The organism is Ruegeria sp. SAZA006 (assembly GCF_059613465.1).
Genome location: NZ_JBXWSO010000003.1, coordinates 15194 through 40647 on the forward strand (window position 1 = coordinate 15194; position 25454 = coordinate 40647).

25 protein-coding genes are annotated in these 25454 nt (G+C 61.3%); 12 read left to right on the plus strand and 13 right to left on the minus strand.

Annotation, left to right across the window (positions count from 1 at the left end; genetic code table 11):
- The first annotated feature begins 42 nt into the window (after positions 1-42).
- Entirely contained in the window at positions 43-465 is a 423-nt protein-coding gene (locus AC2FNZ_RS00955; RefSeq protein ID WP_093963405.1) for a tellurite resistance TerB family protein, read from the plus strand.
- Between the two features lie 6 nt (positions 466-471).
- Here AC2FNZ_RS00955 and dacB read toward each other — a convergent pair whose 3' ends face one another.
- The 3 genes from dacB to AC2FNZ_RS00970 form a co-directional block, all read right to left on the minus strand.
- Positions 472-1950, minus strand: a complete 1479-nt coding sequence (gene dacB / locus AC2FNZ_RS00960) for a D-alanyl-D-alanine carboxypeptidase/D-alanyl-D-alanine endopeptidase (protein ID WP_496839229.1) — start codon at positions 1948-1950, stop codon at positions 472-474.
- 84 nt (positions 1951-2034) lie between these two features.
- Complete coding sequence (locus tag AC2FNZ_RS00965) at positions 2035-2637, minus strand: nicotinate-nucleotide adenylyltransferase (RefSeq protein WP_437342522.1); 603 nt, start codon at positions 2635-2637, stop codon at positions 2035-2037.
- Between the two features lie 32 nt (positions 2638-2669).
- Entirely contained in the window at positions 2670-3140 is a 471-nt protein-coding gene (locus AC2FNZ_RS00970; RefSeq protein WP_496839230.1) for an MOSC domain-containing protein, read from the minus strand.
- 136 nt (positions 3141-3276) lie between these two features.
- Here AC2FNZ_RS00970 and ettA point away from each other — a divergent pair, with 136 nt between their 5' ends.
- The 4 genes from ettA to AC2FNZ_RS00990 all read left to right on the plus strand — a co-directional run bounded on the left by ettA (position 3277) and on the right by AC2FNZ_RS00990 (position 6772).
- The gene (gene ettA / locus AC2FNZ_RS00975; RefSeq protein WP_093963407.1) at positions 3277-4944 is read left to right on the plus strand and encodes an energy-dependent translational throttle protein EttA; all 1668 of its coding nucleotides are present in this window, start codon (positions 3277-3279) and stop codon (positions 4942-4944) included.
- Positions 4945-5028: 84 nt separating this feature from the next.
- Positions 5029-5394, plus strand: coding sequence for a hypothetical protein (locus AC2FNZ_RS00980; protein WP_496839231.1), 366 nt, complete (start codon positions 5029-5031; stop codon positions 5392-5394).
- 420 nt (positions 5395-5814) lie between these two features.
- Positions 5815-6021: a cold-shock protein gene (locus tag AC2FNZ_RS00985; protein ID WP_093963409.1), complete on the plus strand. Its 207-nt coding sequence runs from the start codon at positions 5815-5817 to the stop codon at positions 6019-6021.
- Between the two features lie 190 nt (positions 6022-6211).
- Positions 6212-6772 carry a L,D-transpeptidase gene (locus AC2FNZ_RS00990; protein ID WP_170342085.1) on the plus strand — a complete coding sequence of 187 codons (561 nt, stop codon included), beginning with the start codon at positions 6212-6214 and terminating at the stop codon, positions 6770-6772.
- Positions 6773-6780: 8 nt separating this feature from the next.
- On the opposite strand, the gene AC2FNZ_RS00995 is transcribed toward AC2FNZ_RS00990, so the two are convergent.
- A complete protein-coding gene (locus AC2FNZ_RS00995; protein ID WP_496839232.1) occupies positions 6781-7395 on the minus strand; it encodes an SOS response-associated peptidase in 615 nt (204 codons plus the stop codon).
- Positions 7396-7398: 3 nt separating this feature from the next.
- Positions 7399-8040 (minus strand): arylesterase, encoded by a 642-nt coding sequence (locus tag AC2FNZ_RS01000; protein WP_496839233.1) that lies wholly within the window; start codon positions 8038-8040, stop codon positions 7399-7401.
- Positions 8041-8089: 49 nt separating this feature from the next.
- On the opposite strand from AC2FNZ_RS01000, the gene AC2FNZ_RS01005 reads away from it, so the two are divergent.
- Both AC2FNZ_RS01005 and AC2FNZ_RS01010 read left to right on the plus strand, forming a co-directional pair.
- A complete protein-coding gene (locus AC2FNZ_RS01005; protein ID WP_496839235.1) occupies positions 8090-8785 on the plus strand; it encodes an ABC transporter ATP-binding protein in 696 nt (231 codons plus the stop codon).
- Entirely contained in the window at positions 8782-11307 is a 2526-nt protein-coding gene (locus AC2FNZ_RS01010; protein ID WP_496839236.1) for an ABC transporter permease, read from the plus strand. The genes AC2FNZ_RS01005 and AC2FNZ_RS01010 overlap by 4 nt, the downstream gene beginning before the upstream one ends.
- Positions 11308-11309: 2 nt before the next feature.
- On the opposite strand, the gene AC2FNZ_RS01015 is transcribed toward AC2FNZ_RS01010, so the two are convergent.
- The gene (locus AC2FNZ_RS01015; RefSeq protein WP_093963764.1) at positions 11310-11756 is read right to left on the minus strand and encodes an RrF2 family transcriptional regulator; all 447 of its coding nucleotides are present in this window, start codon (positions 11754-11756) and stop codon (positions 11310-11312) included.
- Positions 11757-11853: 97 nt separating this feature from the next.
- On the opposite strand from AC2FNZ_RS01015, the gene AC2FNZ_RS01020 reads away from it, so the two are divergent.
- Positions 11854-12423: a gamma-glutamylcyclotransferase family protein gene (locus tag AC2FNZ_RS01020; protein WP_496839237.1), complete on the plus strand. Its 570-nt coding sequence runs from the start codon at positions 11854-11856 to the stop codon at positions 12421-12423.
- A gap of 71 nt (positions 12424-12494) precedes the next feature.
- On the opposite strand, the gene gltX is transcribed toward AC2FNZ_RS01020, so the two are convergent.
- Entirely contained in the window at positions 12495-13820 is a 1326-nt protein-coding gene (gltX, locus tag AC2FNZ_RS01025; RefSeq protein WP_496839239.1) for a glutamate--tRNA ligase, read from the minus strand.
- 74 nt (positions 13821-13894) lie between these two features.
- Positions 13895-14329, minus strand: coding sequence for a DUF1801 domain-containing protein (locus tag AC2FNZ_RS01030; protein ID WP_170342098.1), 435 nt, complete (start codon positions 14327-14329; stop codon positions 13895-13897).
- A gap of 116 nt (positions 14330-14445) precedes the next feature.
- On the opposite strand from AC2FNZ_RS01030, the gene AC2FNZ_RS01035 reads away from it, so the two are divergent.
- Complete coding sequence (locus tag AC2FNZ_RS01035) at positions 14446-15378, plus strand: MBL fold metallo-hydrolase (RefSeq protein WP_170365310.1); 933 nt, start codon at positions 14446-14448, stop codon at positions 15376-15378.
- Here AC2FNZ_RS01035 and AC2FNZ_RS01040 read toward each other — a convergent pair whose 3' ends face one another.
- The 3 genes from AC2FNZ_RS01040 to AC2FNZ_RS01050 form a co-directional block, all read right to left on the minus strand.
- Positions 15379-16710 carry an NAD(P)/FAD-dependent oxidoreductase gene (locus AC2FNZ_RS01040; RefSeq protein ID WP_496839241.1) on the minus strand — a complete coding sequence of 444 codons (1332 nt, stop codon included), beginning with the start codon at positions 16708-16710 and terminating at the stop codon, positions 15379-15381.
- Between the two features lie 144 nt (positions 16711-16854).
- Positions 16855-17130: a hypothetical protein gene (locus AC2FNZ_RS01045; RefSeq protein ID WP_496839242.1), complete on the minus strand. Its 276-nt coding sequence runs from the start codon at positions 17128-17130 to the stop codon at positions 16855-16857.
- A 299-nt stretch (positions 17131-17429) separates the two neighbouring features.
- Complete coding sequence (locus tag AC2FNZ_RS01050; protein WP_496839243.1) at positions 17430-19088, minus strand: NAD+ synthase; 1659 nt, start codon at positions 19086-19088, stop codon at positions 17430-17432.
- A 156-nt stretch (positions 19089-19244) separates the two neighbouring features.
- On the opposite strand from AC2FNZ_RS01050, the gene AC2FNZ_RS01055 reads away from it, so the two are divergent.
- Positions 19245-20717 carry an MORN repeat-containing protein gene (locus tag AC2FNZ_RS01055; RefSeq protein WP_496839244.1) on the plus strand — a complete coding sequence of 491 codons (1473 nt, stop codon included), beginning with the start codon at positions 19245-19247 and terminating at the stop codon, positions 20715-20717.
- 4 nt (positions 20718-20721) lie between these two features.
- Here AC2FNZ_RS01055 and AC2FNZ_RS01060 read toward each other — a convergent pair whose 3' ends face one another.
- Positions 20722-21387 carry an SDR family NAD(P)-dependent oxidoreductase gene (locus AC2FNZ_RS01060; protein WP_496839245.1) on the minus strand — a complete coding sequence of 222 codons (666 nt, stop codon included), beginning with the start codon at positions 21385-21387 and terminating at the stop codon, positions 20722-20724.
- 287 nt (positions 21388-21674) lie between these two features.
- Between AC2FNZ_RS01060 and AC2FNZ_RS01065 the strand changes: the two genes are divergently transcribed.
- Positions 21675-23246, plus strand: coding sequence for a 2-isopropylmalate synthase (locus AC2FNZ_RS01065; protein ID WP_093963421.1), 1572 nt, complete (start codon positions 21675-21677; stop codon positions 23244-23246).
- Between the two features lie 169 nt (positions 23247-23415).
- Here the strand turns inward: AC2FNZ_RS01065 and AC2FNZ_RS01070 are convergent, their stop codons facing one another.
- Positions 23416-24201: a 23S rRNA (adenine(2030)-N(6))-methyltransferase RlmJ gene (locus tag AC2FNZ_RS01070; protein ID WP_496839246.1), complete on the minus strand. Its 786-nt coding sequence runs from the start codon at positions 24199-24201 to the stop codon at positions 23416-23418.
- 156 nt (positions 24202-24357) lie between these two features.
- Here AC2FNZ_RS01070 and AC2FNZ_RS01075 point away from each other — a divergent pair, with 156 nt between their 5' ends.
- Positions 24358-25404 carry a rod shape-determining protein gene (locus tag AC2FNZ_RS01075; protein WP_093963423.1) on the plus strand — a complete coding sequence of 349 codons (1047 nt, stop codon included), beginning with the start codon at positions 24358-24360 and terminating at the stop codon, positions 25402-25404.
- The last annotated feature ends 50 nt before the right edge of the window (positions 25405-25454 follow it).

Sequence of the window (25454 nt, forward strand, 5' to 3'; positions counted from 1 at the left end):
CCTCAATAACGTGCGGCACGATACCAATCGCAGGACGTTCCCATGACCCAACCCGTTTCCCACCCGATGTCGCCGCAGGATTGCCTTGTGGCGATCATGGTGGCCGTTTCAGCCTCGGACGAGAACATCCGCACCGTGGAACTGGTCAAGATCGAGACAGCTGTGAACATGCTGCCTGTTTTTGCCGACTACGATATTGACCGTATGCGCCGGGTTTCGCAGATCGTGTTTGACCTGTTCGAGCAGGAAGATGGTCTGGACGCATTGTTTGGCCTGATCCGGGACAACCTGCCTGAGCGGTTGAACGAAACGGCCTATGCTCTGGCCTGCGATGTCGCCGCTGCCGATGGCTCGCTCGCCGAGACCGAACTGCGGCTGCTGGAAGAGATCCGATATGAGTTGGAGATCGATCGGCTGCACGCCGCAGCGATCGAGCGCGGCGCACGGGCGCGTCACACCGTCTGATTGGATTCAGCTGCCGTAAAGCGCGCCCCAGCGCTCGATGAGGGCCTGCTGCAGTTTGCGGGACCTGCGATTCCAGCTGCGCGCGCCTTCCGGGCGTTCGCGGCTTTCACGCGCGATGGTCGCCCGATGCGGAAGATCGGCAGTGAATATCGCAAAGGCCAGTTCTGATCCCCCAGCGGTGGTCAGATACCCGCCCAAGCCAGATACAAAGTTAAGGGTCCCGGTCTTGGCGTCGACCTTGATCGGGTGCCCTTGGATCCGCTGGCCTTTGGCGTCGGTCAAGGTAAACGGCTTCAACAAATGCCGTAGCGTTTCATGCTGCTGTGCGGCCACCAGAACCTTGACCAGACCAGACGGTACCATTCGCGAAGCATCGCCCAACCCCGAATGATCCACCATCGCAATACCGGACGCGCCATAGGTCTGAGCCGACCAGCGATTCATCTCATCCGCGGACTCTGCCAGTGTTTGCGGTTGCCTACCCCGCGCAACGGTCGCAGCCAGCCCCACCATCTCGGCCGTCAGGTTGGTCGAATATTTCAGCATCCCTTTCACTATGCCGGTCAGTTCATCGCTCTGATGCGTGACCAGAACGGTGCCGCTGGGGACCTCGCGCGTGACTTGAACCCACCCCAGGACGATGCCGTTGACCCGGGCCAGAGTGCGGAACACATCCCCGGCGTACAAGCCCGGTTTGCGCACGGGCAACCACCTGGCGCCACCATTACCCAGCGCGCCCTTGGCAACTGTCCAACGGTCCTGCCGCGCGCTGGGTTGATAGCTGTAGACCGGAAGGTTGCGGTTTTCGATCCGCATCGCGGCCATGTCCACCGACGGCGTATAACTGGCACTGCGTGCGTCCATGGTCACGTCATAGCTGGCCCCCTGGCGCTTCCACTCGAAATGCACACGGTTGAAGTTCAGGGAAATTCCACTGATCGCAGGGCTATAGCCTACATGATCAGGCTGACCGGGGTCTATGCTGAATACAAAGGGCAATGCGCCGCTGTACACTTTGAATGCCCCACGAACCTCGGTCAGTCCGGCCTTGCGCAGGTTGGCGGCCATCGTGGCCAAAGCATCGGTATCCAATACCGGATCGCCGCCTCCGACCAGTATCAGATCACCCTTGAGGATCCCGTTTTCGATCGGACCATCTGCGATCAGCTTTGTTTCGAACCGATGGTCCGGGCCCAGAACGTCCAGCGCGTAAAGCGCGGTGAGGGCTTTGGCGACACTGGCCGGCGGCAAGCCGCTGGCTCCGCCGAATTCCTCCAGTTGCACGCCGGTTTTCACGTCGGCCACGGCGAAGACCACTTCGCCTTTCAATCGCGCCGCCTGAATGATGCGTTCGGCACCGCTCAACTCGGCGCCACGGGCAACGGGCCGCAACGAGACCGTTGGCGCCCCGGCAAAACCCGCGGTGGGGATCAGAAGCGAACCGGCGCCGGCCAGAAAGAAACGTCTCGAAATACGATCAGTCATGGGTCAAATAAAATCCCAGAGATCACAGGCAAACAACCATGCACCAGAATTATGTGCCCATCGGGGCTGTTCAGGCAACACCTGTCAGGTCCAGCCGCCTTTGGAGCGTATCTGAGTCGAGCTGACGTCGACCATCGGCACGTTCACGAAACACCAGGCAGGCGCATCGGCCCGACCCAAAAGATGCCGCGCCGTTCCGTCAATCCGGTATTTGGCATAGACACGCGCCGCCGGTGACATGCGGGCCGAAATCCGATCTCCGGGGCGCGCCACCACGCCCACAGGAACGGTGTCCATGATCAACCGCCAGTCCTTCCATTTGTGAAACTGGGCCAGGTTGTCAGCCCCCATCAGCCAAACGAACCGAACCTGCGGATAGAGCCGCCGCAAGGCAGCAAGTGTGTCAGCCGTGGCGCGGGTGCCGGTCAGATCCTCTATGTCAGTCACCTCAACCTTGGGATGCCGCATGATGGACCGTGCGGCCTCGACACGCTGATCGATCGGAGCCGGGCCGCGAGATTTCAGCGGATTCCCCGGCGACACCAACCACCAGACCCGATCCAACCCAAAAGCCTTCATCGCCTCCAGTGTAACGTGCACATGCCCCTGATGCGGTGGATCGAACGATCCCCCGAACAGTCCCACGACCTGACCGGGCCGCGCATATGGTATCGCGCTTCGCAACATCCCCTGCTGTAGTCCAGAACTCGGCAGCCTTGTCAATCAACAGGTTGCACAGCATCGCCCAAACCGACCGCCCCCGATCGCACCACTTCGGCACACCAGCCGCCATGCCCACGCACGGCAGAGTACCCCCCGCTGCCCAACGCCTCTTCCATCCTGCTGCAAGGCGCGCAGATAACCGTGATCCGCAAAATGGCTGTGCCGACCTGAACCTCGCGCCCTTTGAGAGCGCCCAGATTGATGCCGGAAACCACCAGATTGCGCCGCAGCACGTCCGGTGTGACCGGACCTTGTCCCAAATAGCTGCCGATCGCGGCAAGATGCTCGTGCTGAATCAGGGTCACCGCACGCTTCCCCGGGCGACTCCGATCGCCCTCAACCCCGTCTTCCCGGATCATCGCCTGACCCAGCGCCATCATGTCCAATCGTCGCCCCGGTCTGACGCCGATCCATTCGATCCGTCCCGCCTTGGCCCAACCCGATACCAATTGCGCAAGTTCCGGCATTCCCAGCATCCTTCCCAGTCCGGTCCGGCCGGCGCATAAGGCCAGCCAGAAATTCGCCAAAGCACCAGCTTGCCCCGCCCGTCCCGCTTGGCTATCAAGCGGGTCAACCTGAATTCCCCGACCCAGAGGACGCGACATGGCCGCCTATCAATATGTCTACCACATGCAGGGTGTCTCGAAGACCTATCCCGGTGGCAAGAAGTGCTTTGAAAACATTCACCTGAGCTTTCTGCCCGGCGTAAAGATCGGTGTCGTCGGCGTGAACGGCGCAGGTAAGTCGACCCTGATGAAGATCATGGCCGGCCTCGATACCGATTTCACCGGCGAGGCGTGGGCCGCCGAGGGCGCAAAGGTCGGCTATCTGCCACAAGAACCTCAGTTGGACGAATCCCTGACCGTCCGCGAAAACGTCATGCTGGGCGTGGCCGAAAAAAAGGCCAAGGTCGACCGCTTCAACGAAATCGCGATGGAGATTGCCGAGAACTACTCGGACGAGTTGATGGAGGAGATGACCGCCCTGCAGGACGCGATCGACGCGGAAAACCTGTGGGACCTCGACAGTCAGATCGACGTGTCGATGGAGGCACTGCGCTGCCCGCCGGACGATGCCAACATCGCCAACCTCTCAGGCGGTGAGAAACGCCGCGTGGCACTGTGCAAGCTGCTGCTGGAAGCGCCCGACATGCTTCTCTTGGACGAACCGACCAACCACCTGGACGCCGAGACTATCGCCTGGCTGCAACAGCACCTGATCGACTACAAGGGCACCATCCTGATCGTCACGCACGACCGCTACTTCCTTGATGACATCACCGGCTGGATTCTCGAGCTGGACCGCGGCCGTGGCATTCCGTACGAGGGCAACTATTCCTCGTGGCTGGAACAAAAGGCCAAGCGCCTGGAGCAGGAAGCCCGCGAGGACAAGTCCAAGCAGAAGACCCTGCAGCGCGAACTGGAATGGATGCGTCAGGGGCAAAAGGCGCGTCAGGCCAAATCCAAGGCCCGCATCAACGCCTACAACGAGCTGGCGGAACAGTCCGAGCGCGAAAAGCTGACCCGCGCCCAGATCGTCATACCCAACGGCCCGCGCCTGGGCAGCAAGGTGATCGAGGTCAACGGGCTGGCCAAGCATATGGGCGACAAGCAATTGATCGAGAACCTGTCCTTCAGCCTTCCGCCGGGCGGCATCGTCGGCGTCATCGGTCCCAACGGCGCCGGTAAATCGACCCTGTTCAAGATGCTCACCGGCCAGGAAAAACCCGATGCGGGCACCATTGAATACGGCGACACGGTAGAACTGTCCTATGTCGATCAGTCGCGCGACGACCTCAACGACAACGACACCGTGTGGGAGGCGATCACCGGCGGTGCCGAAATCATCCAACTGGGTGACGCGCAGGTCAATTCCCGCGCCTATTGCTCGTCCTTCAACTTCAAGGGCGGCGACCAGCAGAAAAAGGTCTCGCTGCTGTCAGGGGGTGAGCGCAACCGCGTCCACATGGCCCGCCTGCTGAAAGAGGGCGGCAACGTCCTGCTGCTGGACGAACCGACCAACGACCTGGACGTCGAAACCCTGCGCGCGCTGGAAGACGCGCTGGTCGATTTCGCCGGCTGCGCCGTGGTCATCTCGCACGACCGTTTCTTCCTCGACCGGATCTGTACGCACATCCTGGCCTTCGAGGGCGATGCGCATGTGGAATGGTTCGAGGGCAACTTCGAGGACTACGAAGAAGACAAGAAGCGCCGCCTTGGACCGGACGCGCTGGAGCCCAAGCGGTTGAAGCACAAGAAATTTGCGCGGTAGCACCCCTGACACATCTCCGGATGGATAGTGTGGGCAGAAATCAGCCCATACTATCACCGGGATGATGGACAGTTGGAGAACGGTATGGCGGAAGCGCTACTGTTGCTTGGCTTCTTTGTGCTCGCAAGCATTTCGGCGTGGGTGTCTTCGCTGATCTTGGCGTCTGTGTTTCCATTCTTCAACTTCAAGACAGAGTATACCAAGTATCTATTGAGGGTAAGCGGCGCACCGCCCACCCGTCTTCGTCTGCTTCTGACGGTTTACGGGGCTAACAGCTATTTCTTTAAGATAGATTGGGGGCACGACTCACCTGCACCGGGTGCACTCAAAACCACTCCAAATCGCAACCTTTTTCGCATGCTTCTCCTGGCACTTGCGACCTTGATTTTTACCGTGTTCCTGTGGATCGCTGCATTCGCGATGCTCAACATCATCTCTGCACGAATCTAGAAAACGACATCCCAGCATCTGGCTGATTGCTTGTGCGATACGGGCTCTCGGGCGTCCGAATGCCATTGACTGGAGTCGACTATCAAACAGGTGACCGATCCTATTTCTTGGCCGATTCGATATTGGATTCGTGTCCGTTCTGCCCGGATGGGACGCGATAATCTGACACCGAAAAGTCCGTAGCAGATTCGAGTTCAGTTCGGCGGATTTATGTTCAAAACGCCCGCTGGCCCCTGAAAGCACAACACATTCTGCCCAACTGACCCTTGCCATATGGCCCTCTCAGTGCCATATGCAAAGAGCTTACGTTATTCTACTTCGACCTACTGTCTCCGTTTTCGGCGTTCAGTCTATCGATCCAGACAACGACGCCGGGCTGCCGCAATTCCGTGGGCAGCACTAAAAACAGGAGATACGGATATGCCCGCAGGCACCGTAAAATGGTTCAACACCACCAAAGGTTTCGGCTTCATCGCACCCGAAGAGGGCGGCAAAGACGTGTTCGTGCACATTTCGTCCGTCGAGCGTTCGGGCCTGACCGGCCTGGCCGACAACCAGAAAGTCACCTATGAACTGCGCGCTGGTCGCGACGGTCGCGAAAGCGCCGACAACATCGAACTGGCCTAAACCAGGTCTCTGGGGGCGACGGATGGCCGTCGCCCCCATTTTTTTGCCCGGTTTCCGATCGCGCTTTCCAGACCCGGTGGGGCAGGAAAACAACATCACTTTCCGGTGAAACCCGCGCGGGAATTGACCCGATCGGCTATTCTGAACAGACTGCTACCCTGTTTTCTTTGTTGATTAGCCGAGTATTGCCATGTTCTCACGCCGCAATTTTCTGATCTCTGCCGCCGCTATCAGTGCCGTGCCTGGCACGGCCCACGCGAAGAAGAAGCCGGTCGAGTACGACCCGACTCCGCAAATCGTTCGGATCAAGAAGCAGTTTTTGCCCGGGCAATTGTTGGTCGCGCCACGTTCGTTCTACCTGTATTTCGTGACCGAGCCTCGCAAAGCCATTCGTTACGGCTGTGGCGTCGGCAAGGCCGGGCTGGAATTTACCGGAACTGCGACGATCGACGTGAAAAAGGAATGGCCCACCTGGCGCCCCACCGAAGAGATGATCGAGCGGGACCCCATTGCCTATGCCAAATTCAAGGACAATGACTATGTCCAGCCCGGTGGAGGAGACAACCCGCTTGGCGCCCGTGCCCTGTATCTGTTTCAGAATGGCGTCGACACGTATTTCCGCATCCATGGAACGACCCAGCCGCAGACCATTGGACGAGCCGTGTCGAACGGGTGCATCAGAATGCTGAATGAGCACGTGATCGACCTGTACAACCGCGTCCCGATCGGAACGGTCGTCACCGTCGTCTAAGACAGCGGTCAAGGCCCCGACCAATCCACCCCTTCGGCTTTTTCAATCTTCAGCCGTCCGTTTGGCCACGGTACACAAAGGCTTGCTGCTTGCTTGTCTGATCCGTTCAGCCAGGTCCGGACGTCTTCGGGCCGCAACAGGACACCCATACGGTGGTGGATCGGCCGCAGATCATCGTTCGGTTCGCAGGTCACTGCGGCGAACTGATCGACATGCTGACCACCGGGTGCAGTCCACCTGTCCGTAGTCGCGGCGAACAACAAAGGGGTCCCGTCGGCGGATTCAATCCGCCACGCGGTTTTGTGGCGCTTTTCGCCGGTCCACTCGTACCAGCCATCAACCGGAACAACCGCGCGACCGACACCTTGAAAAGCAGATTTGTCAAAAACCGTTTCCGACCGCGCATTGATGATCGTTTCCATGACCGGTCGCCCCCGGGCATTGACGCGCCCCACGGGAATCATGCCCCACCGCATGGGCCCGGCGCCTTCAGCGGTCAGAACGATCACTTCCTGACCGGGCTGTATGTTCTGGCGCGGCTGTTCATCCGGCCAAACAGTTTCTCGACCCAGGAATTCGGAAATCTGGGAAAACGGCCGCGTCAGAAAGAACCGCCCGGGCACGGTTTACTGCCGCTGTTTTGCGGCGGCGATCAGATCAAGGACGGCGGGTCCCAGATCATCCACGATCAGCGCAACGCCGCGCGCATTGGGGTGGATCCCGTCTGGTTGCATGTAAGTCTGCACGGCTCCGGGGTCGCCACCCGCCTGCAACCCGGAAAAAAAGCTGGGGGCGTAAAGTGTGCCGAACTGGGTGGCCAGATCCGGATACATCGCATCAAACGCCTGTTTGTAGTCCACGCCATAATTGCCCGGGGCCTGCATGCCGATCAGCAGAACCGGAACCTTGGCTATTCGCGCCTCTGTCAGAATTTTTTCCAGATCCGACTTCGAGACCGCCGGGTCGATCCCACGAAGAACGTCGTTTCCGCCCAGCGCCACGATCATCCCGTCCACCTCTGGTGTCAGGGTCCAACCCACACGCGCTGCCCCGCCAGCCGTGGTGTCTCCGGAAACACCGGCGTTGATTATCTTCACCTCGACGCCTTGCGCATCCAGCCACTGGGTTAGTTGAGGGACGAACCCGTCTTCCTCAACAAGGCCGTAGCCTTGAGTCAGCGAGTCTCCGAGAGCGGCCAGGACCACCGGCTCGGCTGTGGCAGCAATGCCGCAGAGCGACAACAGCCCTGCCGCCAGAGCCTTGCGCAAGTTCCTGACCGCTCCATATCCCAAATGATTGCCCCTTTCGGAAAGACTAATGACTGAACCCGTTCTGACACTCCAAAATGCCGCTTTGTCGCTGGATGGCAATGCCGGACCCGTCGAAATCTTGCGGGACATCAATCTGACCGTCAAAGAGGGAGAGACGCTGGGCCTCGTCGGTCCGTCAGGTTCGGGCAAATCCTCGCTGTTGATGCTGATGGGCGGACTAGAGCAGACGACCGCGGGTCGCATCACTGCATTGGGACAAGACCTGACTTCGATGAGTGAGGATGCGCTTGCCCGGCTTCGGCGCGACGCGATGGGAGTCGTTTTCCAGAATTTCCATCTGATCCCGACCATGACGGCGCTTGAAAACGTTGCCACTCCGCTGGAACTGGCCGGTCACCGCGATGCCTTCGAGCGGGCCGAGGCCGAATTGACGGCGGTGGGGCTTTCGCATCGGCGCGATCACTACCCGGCGCAACTGTCGGGCGGCGAACAACAGCGGGTCGCGCTGGCCCGCGCTTCGGCCCCGCGGCCTCGGATCCTGTTGGCGGACGAACCGACCGGCAATCTGGATGAGGCGAATGGCGCGGCTATCGTTGATTTGCTGTTCGGCCTGCGTGACCGGCACGGGGCAACGCTGGTTCTGGTCACACACAGCCACTCGCTGGCCCGAAGATGCGACCGGGTTGTCCGATTGCGCGACGGCCGCATCACCGAAGAGGCCAGCCAAGAGGCAGCGGAATGAGCTTGCGCCTGGCGACGCGCCTGGCCCGACGTGAACTCAGGGGTGGTCTGCGCGGTTTTCGGGTTTTTCTGGCCTGCCTGACCCTGGGGGTTGCCGCCATTGCAGCGGTTGGATCGGTGCGGCAAGCAATCATGACCGGCCTTGCGCAAGAGGGGGCGGCCTTGCTGGGCGGCGATGCCCAGATCGAGCTGACCTATCGCTTTGCGGACGAAGCAGAAAACGCATGGATGGAGCAAAACGCCGATCGCGTGTCCGAAGTCGTCGATTTCCGCTCGATGGCCGTGACCCGCAGCGACGCACCGCAACGTGGACTTACTCAGGTCAAGGCCATCGATGAGGCCTATCCTCTGATCGGTGCCGTCCGGTTGAACCCCGAAATCTCGCTGTCCGAGGCGTTGGACGGAAATGCCACCCTTCCCGGGGCAGTGATGGACCCGGTTCTGATCGAGCGTCTGGGGCTGGACATCGGCGACAGTTTTGCACTGGGCACGCAGGACTTTGTGTTGTCCGCCGCCCTGATATCCGAACCCGACGCGGCCGGAGATGGGTTCACCTTGGGGCCGCGCACATTGGTTCGCACAGCCGATCTGAAGGACTCGGGCCTATTGCAGCCCGGCACGCTGTTTTCCACCAAATACCGTATGGACCTGCCGGTCGGGGCCGACCTCGCAGACCTCTCAGAACAGGCAGAGAGCGTTCTGCAGGGTTCGGGGCTGCGCTGGACCGATGCGCGCAACGGCGCACCCGGAATTGCCGAATTCGTCTCGCGCCTCGGCGCGTTCCTGGTGTTGGTGGGCCTCTCGGGTCTGGCTGTGGGCGGCATCGGCGTGTCCGCGGCCGTACGCGCCTATCTCGCCCGAAAAACCGAAACCATCGCCACACTGCGCACCTTGGGCGCAGACCGCGCCACGATCTTTCAGACCTATCTGATCCAGATCGGCGTTCTTTCGGTTGTCGGGATCGCCGCCGGTGTAGCCCTTGGCGGGCTGGCCCCGATTCTCCTGGCACCCCTGATTGAAAGCCGTCTTCCCGTACCGGCCGTTTTTTCTGTCTACCCGCAACCGCTGTTCGAGGCGGCACTGTATGGCCTGCTGACCGCCTTGCTGTTCACTCTGTGGCCCCTTGCCCGGGCAGAGGACGTCCGGGCAGCAACCCTGTTCCGCGATGCGCTGAGCAGTGCCCGCAGGTTGCCCCGCGCCGCTTACCTGTTGGCGACAGGCCTAGCCCTGGCGACACTGATCGCCACCGCCGCTTGGTTCAGCGGTTCCCCGTGGCTGACCCTCTGGACCGGTGGGGGATTTGTCGGCGCATTGGTGCTGTTGGCGCTGTCGGCCCATGGCATCCGCTATGTGGCAAAAAGGGCCGCAACACGCGCCCGTGGCCGCCCGGCATTGCGTTGGGCACTTGCCGCAATTTCCGACCCCCGCGAAGGTGCCGCATCGGTGGTCCTGTCTCTGGGATTGGGGCTGTCGGTTCTGGCTGCGGTCGGACAGATCGACGGCACTCTGCGCAATGCGATATCCGGGAACCTGCCGGACGTGGCGCCGTCGTACTTTTTCGTGGACATCCAAAAAGACCAGATGCCCGGCTTCAGCAGCCGGCTTGAAAACGACCCCGGTGTCACACGTGTAGAAAGCGCACCAATGCTGCGCGGAATCATCTCGCAGATCAACGGCCAGCCGGCACATCAGGTTGCGGGCGATCATTGGGTTCTGGAAGGCGATCGCGGCGTGACCTATTCGGACAACGCGCCACAAAACGCCCGCATCACCGCCGGAGAATGGTGGCCGGAGGACTATTCAGGTCTGCCCCAGATCAGCTTTGCAGCGGAAGAGGCCGAGGAAATGGGTCTCAAGCTTGGTGACGAGCTGACGGTGAATATTCTCGGGCGTGATATCACCGCGACCATAACATCGCTGCGCGAGGTGGATTTCTCGAACGCGGGCATGGGATTCATCATGTCGATGAATCCGTCCGCGCTGGCCGGCGCCCCTCATAGTTTCATTGCGACGGTCTACGCCGAGGAAGAGGCCGAGGCAGCCATCCTTCAAGACCTTGCGACCCAGTTCCCCAACATCACCGCGATCCGGGTTCGGGACGCGATCGACCGTGTCTCGGGCCTGCTTGCCGGTTTGGCCTCGGCCACCTCCTACGGCGCCGGTGTGTCTTTGCTGACCGGTTTTCTGGTTCTGATCGGCGCTGCGGCCGCGGGAGAGCCCGCGCGTCGCTACGAGGCCGCAATCCTCAAGACGATCGGCGCAGATCGCCGACGGATACTTCTCAGCTTTGGTTTGCGCTCGGCGCTTCTGGGTGCGGCCGCCGGCTGCGTGGCGCTGCTGGCCGGCATCCTTGGCGGCTGGGCGGTGGCGACATTCATTTTCGATACCAGCTTTGCGGTGATATGGCCTTCGGCATTGGGTATCGTCGCTGCCGGGCTGGCCGTCACGCTGCTGGCGGGGCTGTTCTTCGCCCTCCGCCCCCTATCCGTCAGCCCGGCCCGCGTCCTGCGGGCCAGCGATTGAATTCAACGCGCGCAGGTTACGGGTTGCAGAATTTTCAGCAGCGGATCGTTGTCACAAACCAAAGCATCCAACGATATTTCATCCAGCGACGCAAAGAAGACCTCGGCCGCGTCCTGCAGCGCCAGACGCAGGCGGCAGGCATCGGTCAACGGACAGGTGTTGTCGGCATCCGCAAAACACTCGGCGATCGGCAAACTGCCCTCGACATGGCGAAAGACGGATCCGATCCGGATCTGGTCCGCCGGCCGACCCAGAGTCATGCCACCGTTGCGACCGCGCTGCGTGCTCAGATACCCCAGCTGACCCAGCTGGTTGATTACTTGCGCCAGATGGTTTTCCGAAATGTTGCAGACATCCGCAATCTCGGATTTCGTGACGAGCCGGTCGGGATGTGCAGCGCAATACATCAACAGCCGTACGGCGATATTTGTTCGTTTGGTGATCCGCATCAGATCCTCCCCCCGAATTTCAAGATGCAGCCTTATTGCACAGGCCGCAAAAAAACGGTTTGACATACATCAATCGTCAAGAAGGACAGCACGCGAAATGGCAGAGCCCTATTTCTTTGGCTATGGCAGCCTCGTAAACCTTGCCACGCATGACTTTCCCGACCCGCGACCGGCGCGGCTCAAGGGCTGGCGCCGGGCGTGGCGGCATACCGATCTGCGCCCGGTTGCCTTCTTGACCGCGGTGCCGGATCCCGACTGCGAGATCGACGGCATGATCGCACATGTCCCCAAAAACGACTGGGCGGCACTGGATGAACGGGAGTGGGCCTATGATCGGATCCCCGCCACCCACGCCATAACTCATCCTCTGAAGACAGAGGTCGAGATTGCGGTCTATGCGGTTCCGGAACAGCACCGCAAGGACCCGACGCACAGCCACCCGGTTTTGCTCAGCTATATAGACGTTGTGGTGCAGGGGTACTTGCGCGCCTTCGGCTTGCCGGGTGTCGAGCGTTTCTTCGCCACGACCGACGGGTGGGACGCGCCGATCCTGAATGACCGGCACGAGCCGCGTTATCCGCGCCACCAACAGCTTCACCCCGACGAAACAGCCTTGGTCGATGAGCACCTGTCCCGGGTCTCGGCCCGGATCGTTCAAACCGCGTGAGAAAGGCGGGCGCTTGCAGCACCCGCCTCTGGTTCTTGTTCAGATCAAAGGCGGCACCGCCGCGCGGTGACTTATTTTCGCGCCCGCACGACCTGCAGCAACGGCAGAAAGGTCGCCATCTCGGGGCCACGCTCCATCCCGGTCAGCGCCTTGCGCAACGGCATGAACAGGCCCTTGCCCTTGCGCCCGGTCGCTTCCTTCACGGCCGCCGTCCACTTGCCCCAGGTCTCGCCGTCAAACGGCCCCTCGGGCAGCAGTCCCATCGCCTGCGCAACGAATTCGCGGTCTTCCTCGTCGATCAGCGGCTCGGCCCCGTCGCGGCACAGCTCCCACCAGCCTTTCAGGTCGTTCAGCGTGGTGATGTTCTCACGCGCCATCATCCAGAACGGTTCGGCCAGTTCATCGGGCACACCGGCCGCGGCCACCGCGTCGGCAACCTTCTCCAGCGGCAGCGTCTGCAGATACCGGGCCGTCAGCGGGAACAGGTCCTGCACATCAAACTTGGTCGGCGCCGACCCGAACCGGGTCACGTCGAAACCTTCAATCAACTCGGCCATGTCGGTGCGCAGTTCCACCGGGTCGGACGAGCCCAACCGCGCCATCAGGCTCAGCAGCGCCATCGGCTGCACACCCTGCTCGCGCAGATCGCGCAGCGCCAGCGTGCCAAGGCGCTTGGACAACGCCTCACCTTGCGGGCCGGTCAGCAACGAGTGATGGGCAAAACGCGGGACGGTTCCGCCCAGCGCCTTGATGATCTGGATCTGGGTCGCCGTGTTGGTCACGTGGTCAGCGCCGCGCACCACGTCGGTCACGCCCATCTCGGTGTCGTCCACGACCGAGGCCAGCGTGTACAACACCTGCCCGTCGCCGCGGATCAGCACCGGATCCGATACCGAGGCCGCGTCGATCGACACGTCACCCAGAATGCCGTCCGTCCACTCGATGCGCTCATGATCCAGTTTGAACCGCCACACGCCATTGCCGCGTTCGGCCCGCAGCGCCTCTATTCCCGCCTCCGACAGGTTCAGGGCAGCGCGGTCATAAACCGGCGGCTTGCCCATATTCAGCTGCTTCTTGCGCTTGAGGTCCAGCTCGGTCGGGGTTTCAAAGGCTTCGTAGAACCGGCTGATCTCGCGCAGCTTGTCGGCGGCTTCCGCATAGCGGTCCAGCCGGTCCGACTGACGTTCGACCCGATCCCAGTGCAGACCCAGCCACTCGAGATCCTGCTTGATCGCATCAACATATTCTTCCTTCGACCGCTCGGGGTCGGTGTCGTCGATGCGCAGGATGAATGTGCCGCCGGCCTTGCGGGCGATCAGATAGTTCATCAGCGCGGTGCGCAGGTTGCCCACATGAATATAACCGGTGGGCGAAGGGGCGAAACGGGTGGTTGTCATGGATGTCTCCTGTTGGCGCGGCTCATGTCACATGAGCGCGTTTTTGTCCAGAAGGCGGTGCGAATGCTTGCCGTTTACTCGGACTTGATCGGCCAACGTGATGACAGGTCATCCAACCCTGCGCGGATCAATTCGGCCAGCACGTCCTCGACTATGTCCGACAGCTTGTTCACGTACAGACATGACTTGCCGGTCTTGTGCTTGCCCAGGCGCGCCAGAATACTGCCGAAATCGGAGTAGCCCGGCATGATATAGATCGAAAACGCGGCCTTGCGTGGGGAAAACCCGGTGGCAAGAAACGTGCCTTCCCGCCCGGACTTGTAGCGGTAGTCATACCGCCCGTATCCAACGATGGATGGCCCCCACATGACTGGCCGAAACCCGGTGACGGTTTCAAACAGGGTGTTCAGCCTCTGCGCCTCCGCAGCGCGCGCGGCCGGCAGGATCGCCGCCAAGAATTCGTGGACGCTTTGATCCGTCGGAACGGTTTTGTTTCCTGAGCGGGACATGAACAAGATTTAACATGCGATCGGCCAACGCGCAGCCCATATGGTAGAGTTGAAAAGTGGCAATTATCCGAAAGCGTTCTAATTCGTCGCACGTAATCTGACAGGGAGACTTTGAAATGACCATGAAACTGACCCGCCGGGCCGCTTTGGGCACCGCCGCTGCGCTACCTTTTGCATCTATCGCGACACAGTCACTGGCTGCCGGGGCCGAAACCAAGGCCAACTCGACCGTCGCCCGCAGCTTTCAACTGGGCGATTTCACGGTCACGACCCTCTTGGATGGCAGCCTGCCGCGAGACGGCGCCCAAGAGATTTTCGGCGGTGGCGCGTCAGACGAGGAGTTTGCCAAGGTATCGGCCGACAATTTCATCTCGCCCGACATTGCCCAGTTCTTCTTCACGCCAACGCTCGTCAATACCGGATCCGAACTGATCCTGTTTGACACGGGATTGGGCCAAGGCGGTATCCAGAAGGCTTTGGCCGATGCGGGCGTTGGTCCCGAGGCGATCAACGTTGTCGTGCTGACCCACATGCACCCCGACCACATTGGCGGCATGACGACCAACGATGCCGCGACCTTTCCGAACGCACGCTATGTGACCGCCGCGGCCGAGTATGATTTCTGGTCAGCACAGGAGGCCGGCAACCGCGTCGGCGACCTTGTGGCAGCCAAGGTCACCCCGATGGCTGAAAAGATGTCGTTCATCGAGGACGGTGGCGAGGTCGCATCCGGCGTGACCGCCATGGCGGCCTTCGGGCATACGCCTGGCCATATGATCTATCATCTCGAAAGCAACGGTCAGCGGCTGATCCTGACCGCCGATCTTGCCAATCACTATGTCTGGTCCTTCGCGCATCCGGAATGGGAAGTCCGGTTTGACATGGACAAGGCGGCGGCCACCGCATCGCGTCGGAACGTGTTGGGTATGCTGGCCGCCGACAAGGTCCCGATGATCGGCTACCACATGCCTTTCCCGGCCGCCGGCTATGTCGAGCCGCGCGGCGAAGGCTTCCGCTTTGTACCCGTCAGCTATCAGATGATGGGCTGATCAATACCCCGGGTCCGGCCGTACTTTCGTACCGTCCGAAAACCGCGACAGTCGAAAGGCGGCCGGGTCCACACAAGGCGCTGTGTTCGTCACCAGATCGGCCACCAGGCGGCCGGCACCAGGGCCAATGCCAAATCCATGTCCCGAAAATCCGGTTGCGATCACCAGTCCCGGGATTTCCTGCACGTTCGAGATGACCGGGATTGAATCCGGGGTCACATCGATCATCCCGGCCCAGCTCTGCACGATCTCGGCACCAACCAGTGCCGGAAGCGCCTGACGGGCCTTGGCCCATGACTTGCGGAGCGCCTTCTGCGACGGCTCGGGGTCCAGTATCCGACAGAGTTCGAACGGGGTTACGTCGGTGGGCGCCCATGACCGGCGCTGACGCGCCTCAATGGTCCAGCGGTGCGACAGGCGGAATCTCAGCGATTTCCATTCCTGCGCGAATGCCGGCAGGAATTTCGCGGCCAACCGAAAGCTGTCGGGCACGATATCCACCGTGTTTTCATGGCCCGAGGCGATCGTGTACCCGCCGTCGGCACGTTTTCGAATGGCAAAATCATCCGACCAAAGAGCTGTTTCCGGACCCGGTTCCACAGGCGAGGTCCGCAGAACCGTGTTCAGCACCTTCAGCTGTGGCAGGGCGATTCCTTCGTTACCCGCAAACAACCGCGACCAAGCCCCCCCGGCCAGAACCACTTGATCGCAAGCGACCCGCCCCCGTTCCGTGCAAACCCCGGCAACACGACCAGCTTGCAGGTCGAGGCAGCGTACCGCGCAATTCGCCATGATGACCGCGCCCTGGTCGCGCGCCGCCTCGGCCAACGCCGGAGCAACCCATTGCGGCTCGGCCCGTCCGTCCTGCGGCGTGAAAAGCGCGGCCTTCAGCTTGGTCTTGAGGCCGGGCATGTGCTGTTCCAACTCGGATCCGGAAACCATGCGCGCTCCGGTCTGGTAGCCTTCGAGGTTTCGCAACCAGCGTTCCATATCAGCTGCGGACCGGTCGGTCCGCGCACCGAACAGAATGCCGGATTGCAAATAGCCGGTTTTGCGTCCGATCCGCTCATCAAGCGATTGCCAGATCCTGAGCGACGCGGTCATCAACGGTATTTCGCGCGGGTCGCGCAGCCCCAAGCGGACCCAGCCCCAGTTCCTTGAACTCTGTTCGGCGCCGATCTGGCCCTTTTCACACAAGAGGACGGAATTGCCACGTTCCGCCAGTTCCAGCGCGGTTGAGACACCGATAATCCCTCCGCCGACGATCACAACGTCAACGGATCTGGGCAGGCAAAGATCGGATTCAACAGGGTTGGGCTTGGGGCCGGGCATCAACGGAACTTGCTAGTCAGACACGAGCTTCATCGAGCCTTGGCAAACGTCATCCGGCAATCCTGAATAACAGAAAAAGCATCACTTTGTTCGGCTGTGTGGCGTCGATGCAAACGCCACAATGGAACCAGACCGGCACGCGGTTCAGGCCGCGCCCGAGAACTCGGCCCATTTCTGACGCAACAAAGCTGCGACACCCGAGTTTTGGGTCTCTGTCTCGGTCTCGTCGGGTTGAAGCTCGGGCAATTCCGGGTGTTTGGCTGAGAACTCTTCGGACGGTTCTTCGCTGTCTGCGTCAGCCTCAGCCAACACACCGGCGATTGCCGCTTCCAGACGCGCCTCATCCAATTCGCGCGCCGGCGTCTCCATTGTCTTGTACCTCAACGCCGCATGCAGCGGTTTGTCATATCCATCAACCATCGGACCACCTAAACCTTATAACCGGCACCCCACCACGGATGCGTCACCAGAAAACTTGGTCTTCAACTGCGCTTCGGCCGACAGATCAATGCCCGGCCCCCGCGCGCCGATCTTTCAAAATATGTGGCAAGATCGGCCCTAAACTATGGCAAAAAAATGTCCAAAAAACAAGGATGCGACCAAGCGCTGTCAGCAATACCGCCCCACCCGCAGAACAGTCAGAGTGGAGCCCCGTCATTACTGCCGATTTGCAAACAAACACCCGGGCCCGGACAAAGGGCGCTCAGCCGCAGTTTCCGTCAGCTCGGATCGCGCCAGCGATTCACGATCGGATAGCGCCGATCCAACCAGAAGGCCCGAGGTGTCAGGCGCGTGCCCGGCGCGGACTGAAAGCGTTTGTATTCGCTGATATAGATCAGGTGCTCGACACGTCGGGCATCAGCCTCGTCGTACCCGGCTGCCACACAATCCGCGATCGAGCCATCCTGATCAACCAGGATGTCGAGAATACCATCCAGAACCGGATAGTCTGGCAGGCTGTCGCTGTCTTTCTGATCCTCGCGCAGCTCGGCACTGGGCGGTTTGTCGATGACCGAGGGGCGAATGACCTCGCCGGCCGGTCCTTTCATCCAGTCGCGGTGATTGGCATTGCGCCAGCGGCAGGTTTCGAACACCCGGGTCTTGTACAGATCCTTGATCGGATTGTAGCCGCCATTCATGTCGCCATAGATCGTGGCATAGCCGACCGCCACTTCGGATTTGTTGCCGGTGGTCAGCAGCATCTCGCCAAACTTGTTGGACATCGCCATCAACAGCAGACCGCGTAGACGGGACTGGATGTTCTCCTCGGTAATGTCGGCCTGAAGACCGTCAAACAGCGGCGCCAGGGTCTCGGTGACGGCGGCGCGGGACTGGCTGATCGGAACGTAGTCGTATCGCACACCCAGCGCCTTGGCGACGGCTTCGGCATCCTCCAGCGACTCGGCGCTGGTGTATTCCGACGGCAGCATCACACAACGCACATTGTCTGCTCCGAGAGCGTCAACCGCGATGGCGGCAACAAGCGCGGAATCAACCCCTCCGGACAGTCCCAGCAACGCTTTGGAAAACCCGGTCTTGCCCATATAGTCGCGCAGCGACTGCACCATGGCGCGATAGTCCTGCTCCCACGCGTCAGGCTGCTCGGCGATTTCGGCGGGGACGATGGCCAATCCTTCATCACCGCGCCGCAGATCGATCTGCATCACCGCCTCGTCGAAGACCGGCATTCGAAAGGCCAGTTCGCCGCCGGGATTCAGGCCAAATGTCCCACCATCGAAAACCTGATCGTCCTGACCGCCCACCATGTTGAGGTAAATCACCGGCAGCCCGGTTTCGACCACACGGGCCACCATCTGGTTCAGGCGCACATCGTGCTTGTCGCGAAAATAGGGTGATCCGTTGGGGATCAGAAGAAACTCGGCGCCCGTCTCCTGCAGCGTCTCGGCGACATCCTCGTGCCAGCCATCCTCGCAGATCGGACTGCCGATGCGGGTGTTGCCCACCGCATAGGGGCCACCCAACGGCCCGGCGTCGAACAACCGAACCTCGTCGAACACAGTCTCGTTGGGCAAATGGTGTTTCAACACCTTGCTGACGATCCGCCCCCGGCTGAGGATCAGATAGGCGTTGTAGAGGTTGCCACCCTCGACCCAAGGCCCACCGATGGCCATCGCCGGACCATCCGCGCAGGATTCCGCCAACTGCTGCACAGCCGCCATGGCAGCCCTGTGAAACGACGGCTTCAGAACCAGGTCCTGAGTGTTGTAGCCGGTGATGAACATCTCGGGCAGAGCGACCAGATCGGCCCCCGCAGCGCGGCCCTGCTCCCATGCGGAACGGGCTTTTTTGGCGTTGCCTGCAATGTCGCCCACCGTCGGGTTCAGCTGCGCCAGCGTGATGCGGAAATGGTCGGCCATCTTTGCCCTCTTGCCCTCGTCACCTGAAAAGGCATTTAGCAGATCAGGCCGCAAGTGAAAGGCCAATGCGGCAAAACCCGTTGCCCGACCTTCATCAGTGTCATAGTTTTGCACGAACCAATGCACCACGGGACAATCGGGCAGGCAGGGACCACCATGAACGCTTTTCGTACAACGATTGCCGTTGCCGCAATGGGCATCGCCGCACAGACCGCGTCCGCGCAGCAGGGCCAGATCATCACCGCGGATGACGATGTGGGCGGAGTCTACGAAGGCACCTTTGAAAACGGGCTGCGTCACGGAACGGGCACCTATCGCCTGCCCGACGGCTTTGAATACACCGGCGAGTGGGTCGAAGGAGAAATTCAGGGCAAGGGCGTGGCGCGTTACGCCAATGGATCGGTCTACGAGGGCGATTTCGTCAAAGGTCGCCCGCACGGCAAGGGTAAGATCACCTTTGCCGACGGCGGCACCTATGAGGGCGACTGGACCGACGGCGCGATAAACGGAACCGGCATCGCGCAATACGCAAACGGAATGCGCTACGAAGGTGGCTTCAAGAACGCCCAGCATGACGGCAAAGGCGTCATGACCGACCCCGGCGGCTATGTCTATGATGGCGACTGGGTGGACGGCGTTCGCCAGGGCAAGGCCAAGATCACCTATTCGGACGGCGCGGTATACGAAGGCGACATCGTTGCTGGCCAGCGCCAGGGCAACGGATCGCTGACCTTGCCCGACGGCATGATCTATTCCGGCGAATGGACCGAGGACCGGATCACCGGAACCGGCGTACTGAAACAGGCCAACGGTGACGTTTACGAAGGCGCCTTGGTGGACGGGCGCCGGCAGGGCAAGGGAAAGGCGACCTACGCGAACGGCGATACCTACGAAGGCGATTTCGTCGACGACCGCCGACACGGCAAGGGTACGTTCACTGGCACCGATGGCTATGTCTACACCGGAGACTGGAAAAACGGTCAGATTGAAGGGTTGGGCGAACTGACCTATCCCGACGGCTCGGTCTATGTCGGTGACTTCAAGGCGGACCTCGCCGATGGCAAAGGCCGGATTACCTATCCCGACGGCTCGTCCTATGACGGCGACTGGGTTGCGGGGGTGATCGAAGGTCAGGGCACCGCGACCTACACGAATGGCACGATCTACAAAGGGCAGTTCAAGAATGCCCGAACGCATGGCACCGGCGTTCTGACCCGGGCCGACGGCTCTCGCTACGATGGCGAGTGGGTAGACGGCGTGCGTCAAGGCAAGGGTACCGCCACCTACGCGGATGGGACGGTCTATACCGGTGATTTCCAGAACGGTCAGCGCCATGGCCAGGGCGAGGTCGTGATGGCGAACGGCTTCAAGTATTCCGGCCAGTGGACCGAGGGCAAAATCACCGGCTCGGGTGTCGCGACATATGCAAATGGCGATGTTTATGAAGGCAACTTCGTGAACGGCAAACGTCAGGGCTCTGGAACAATGCGCTATGCCAATGGCGAAGAGGAAAGCGGCACCTGGGAAAACGGCGCTCTGTCGGAAGCAGGCGCGGCGCAACCATCGGGCAACGAGCCGCAGGCGCCGGAGGCCGAACAGGACCCGGAAGTCACCCCATCGGACGGATAGCCCGCTACCAGGGAACCGGTTGGCCGGCCCAGTCGAAAAACTGGCCGGTCTGATCAGCCGTAAGACCATCCACAACCCGCAGAAGGTTTTGGGCGGCGTCACTCGGCTCGACCGCGGGATGGCGGCCCAGGTATTTCTGCGTGAACGGGGTCTTGACCGTTCCGGGGTGCAGGGCGACGCAGATCGCATCCTTGTGGGTCCGGGCCAGTTCTATTGCGGCCGTATGCACGATCTGGTTCACCGCCGCCTTGGCCGCGCGATAGCTGACCCAACCGCCCAGACGATTGTCCCCGATCGAACCCACACGCGCAGACAGCACGGCAAACACCGATCGGCCATTGCGCGGCAACAGGCGATGCGCGTGTTTCAGCACCAGGGCCGGTCCCACCGCGTTCAAGGCGAACTGATCCATCATGGCCTTGGCCGAAACCGCCCGAATGGTCTTTTCCGGTTCCGCCCCGTCGATCTCGAGCGCGCCGGACGCGACCAGAACAAGGTCGAACGGTCCTTCGATCCGGCCCAGCATCTCATCGGCCAGTTCCGGCTGCATCAGATCCAGCCCGTTTTCCGACCGCGACAGACCGACCACATGAACCGACCGCGACAGAAGCTCATTGCAGACGGCCCGGCCGATCCCGCCGCTTGCACCTAAGACCAAAGCATTTCTCATCTCCCTCCAGCTAGCGGAGTTGCCCACGCAATCAATCCCCGTTTCCGATCCTTTCGCGAAATCGGACAGCCGCGCATTTTCCTTCTTTTCATTCCCGGTTCGGGGTGTATAACCTCGGACCCATGATCATCCGCGCAGATATCCCTTTTGCTTTCGCCGCGTCCGCCGGCGCTGCTCTGCGTGGCCTACTGATCCTAATCCGCCTCTGAGCGTGCCATCCGGCGCGCCCGCTCAGAGGAGGACGCCTGCGCGCCAATGGCTTTAGGACAGACAAGAAAGTGACTCCCATGACCAACGTGACCGACCAAGACCGCGTCTTGATCTTTGACACCACTTTGCGCGACGGCGAGCAAAGCCCCGGCGCAACAATGACCCATGACGAAAAGCTGGAAATCGCCGAGCTTCTGGATGACATGGGCGTCGACATCATCGAGGCCGGCTTTCCGATCGCCTCCGAGGGTGATTTCAAGGCCGTTTCGGAAATCGCGCAGCGCGCCAAGAACGCCCGCATCTGCGGCCTGGCTCGTGCGAATTTCGCCGATATCGACCGCTGCTGGGAGGCGGTGAAACACGCCGAAAAGAACCGGATCCACACCTTTATCGGCACCTCGCCGCTGCACCGGGCGATTCCGAACCTGACGCAGGACGAGATGGCCGAAAAGATCCACGAGACCGTCAGCCACGCCCGCAATCTGTGCGAAGATGTGCAATGGTCGCCGATGGACGCGACCCGGACCGAATGGGACTATCTGTGCCGCGTGATCGAGATTGCGATCAAGGCCGGCGCGACCACGATCAACATACCCGATACGGTAGGCTACACCGCGCCGATTGAAAGCGCGGACCTGATCAAACGTCTGATCGAAACCGTTCCGGGCGCAGACGAAGTGATTTTCGCCACCCATTGCCACAACGACCTTGGCATGGCGACCGCCAACTCACTGGCCGCCGTTGCAGGCGGGGCCCGGCAGATCGAATGCACGATCAATGGCCTGGGCGAACGCGCGGGCAATACCGCGCTGGAAGAGGTCGTGATGGCCCTGCGCACCCGCAACGACATCATGCCGTGGAAGACGGGCATCGACACCACCAAGATCATGCACATCTCGCGTCGGGTGGCGACGGTTTCGGGCTTTCCGGTGCAGTTCAATAAGGCGATCGTCGGCAAGAACGCCTTCGCGCATGAAAGCGGCATCCATCAGGATGGCATGCTGAAGAACCGCGAGAATTTCGAGATCATGCGCCCCGAGGATATCGGCCTTTCGGGCACCTCGCTTCCGTTGGGAAAGCATTCCGGGCGGGCCGCGCTCCGCGACAAGCTGGAAACGCTGGGCTACGAGATCGGAGACAACCAGCTCAAGGACATCTTCGTGCGGTTCAAGGATCTGGCCGACCGCAAGAAAGAGGTGTTTGACGACGACCTGATCGCGTTGATGAGTGCAGATGATGAGGCTAACGACCACCTGCAACTGGTCTCGATGAAAGTCACCTGCGGCACCGGCGGTCAGGCCGAAGCGACGGTCGAACTGGAGGTCGACGGCAGGGATGTGATCGCCACCGAGCACGGCGACGGACCGGTCGACGCCACCTTCAAGGCGATCCGGGCCATCTACCCGAACAAGGCGCATCTGCAGCTGTACCAGGTGCATGCCGTGACCGAAGGCACCGACGCACAGGCCACCGTTTCCGTCCGTTTGGAGGAAGACGGCATGATCGCCACGGGCCAATCCGCGAACACGGATACCGTGGTGGCGTCGGCCAAGGCCTATATCAGCGCACTGAACCGTTTGATCATGCGCCGCGAAAAGGCCGGCCCCGGCGCGGATGCCCGCGAGATCAGCTACAAGGATCTGACCTGATCAGAAATGGCAGGCAGGTCTCCCGCGCCCGCGGCAGCCCGGCTTCGCCGCGCAGCCTGACGGCCTTGGGCCCGGCACCGCGCCAAGGCGCGGTGCCGGGCCCAACACGTTTGGCGGCATCTTTGATGCTGTCAAACGGGGCGGGAGGCCATCGCCCCCTGAAGCGCCGTCAGATCTTTGCGAACAGGTCGGAAAGACGCGCCGCCTCGTCTTCGATCCCGAAGGGTGCGTTGACCACGAACATGCCCGAACCGATCATCCGGTGACCCTCACGCGCCGGCGGAAACCGAACTTCGTGCACAAACGTTTTGGGCAGGTCCAAGCCCTTCAGTGCCGACACCATCGAAACGTGCCGATCGTCCGTCAGGATCGGGTACCACAGGGCAATGAGACCCACGTTCCACTTGCGGTGCAACTTGGCGATCAGCCCCGGCAGGCGGCCATAATCCGCCTTTACCTCGTAGCTGGGGTCAATCAGCATCATCCCGCGCCGAGGTGTGGGCGGCAGGACAGACTGGGCGAGTTCGAACCCGTCCTGCCTGTAGGTCCTGGCCCCACGCCCGGTCAGCGCTTTTTTCAACGCCGCGTATTCCTGCGGATGAAGCTCGGCGAAATGCAGACTGTCCTGCGGACGCAGCAGGCTTGCCGCAATCAGCGGCGAGCCCGGGTAGGCCGTTTCGCCAAACTGCGCCTGCACCGAGCGCAACGCGCGAGCCAGCGGGTGATCGTCGGCAAACCACCCGTTGCTCAGCGCGCGTCCGATCCCTGCCGCCGCCTCGCCGGTCTGCACGGCCTCGGCCGCATCGAGGTGGTACAGACCACGCCCCGAATGGGTCTCGAGATAGCTGATCGGCTTGTCCTTGCGGGTCATGTAGTCCAGCATCCATGCCAGCAAAGCGTGCTTTTGCACGTCCGCCAGATTTCCCGCGTGGTAAATGTGTTGATATGAGAGCATGTTGCCTTCTAAAGTCCCTGTCAAAGAGGCGGAAAGGTGCTGATTTACGCGGAATCAGGCCTTTAACCGGGCGTCATGGCACCCTATAAGTCATCCGTCCCGGAACCGTCGAGTCGCGGGCAGTAGAAAACATCTGACAGACAGGATCAGGGGAATATGGGCATCTTTGACAGTTTGGGCGGCCTGTTCACAGCGGATATGGCCATCGACCTCGGGACGGCCAACACGCTGGTCTACGTCAAGGGGCGCGGCGTGATCCTGTCTGAACCCTCGGTTGTAGCCTACCATGTCAAGGACGGCGTCAAGAAGGTTCTGGCCGTGGGCGAGGATGCCAAGCTGATGCTGGGCCGCACCCCTGGCTCGATCGAGGCCATCCGCCCAATGCGCGAGGGCGTGATCGCCGATTTCGACACCGCGGAGGAAATGATCAAGCACTTCATCCGCAAGGTGCACAAGCGCTCGACCTTCTCGAAGCCCAAGATCATCGTCTGCGTACCGCATGGTGCAACGCCGGTTGAGAAACGCGCGATCCGCCAGTCGGTTCTGTCCGCCGGAGCACGCCGTGCTGGCCTGATCGCCGAGCCGATCGCCGCCGCCATCGGCGCTGGGATGCCCATCACCGACCCGACAGGCAACATGGTCGTGGATATCGGCGGCGGCACCACCGAGGTGGCCGTTCTGTCACTGGGCGACATCGTCTATGCCCGCTCGGTCCGCGTGGGTGGCGACCGCATGGACGAGGCGATCATCTCGTACCTGCGCCGTCAGCAAAACCTGCTGGTCGGGGAATCCACCGCCGAGCGGATCAAGACCACGATCGGAACCGCCCGGATGCCCGATGACGGGCGCGGGCAGTCAATGCACATCCGCGGACGCGACCTGCTGAACGGTGTTCCCAAAGAAATCGAGATCAGCCAGGCCCAGGTGGCCGAGGCTCTGTCGGAACCCGTCCAGCAGATCTGCGAGGCGGTGATGACCGCACTGGAAACCACCCCGCCGGATCTGGCCGCGGACATTGTGGACCGAGGCGTGATGCTGACCGGTGGCGGCGCGCTGCTGGGTGATCTGGACCTGGCCCTGCGCGAACAGACCGGATTGGCCGTGTCGATTGCCGACGAAAGCCTGAATTGTGTGGCTTTGGGCACTGGCAAGGCACTGGAATACGAAAAACAGCTGCGCCACGCGATTGACTACGAAAGCTAAGGCGCGCACCCTCTGATCTGAGGGTTCAAGATCGGGCACGAGCAGCACGG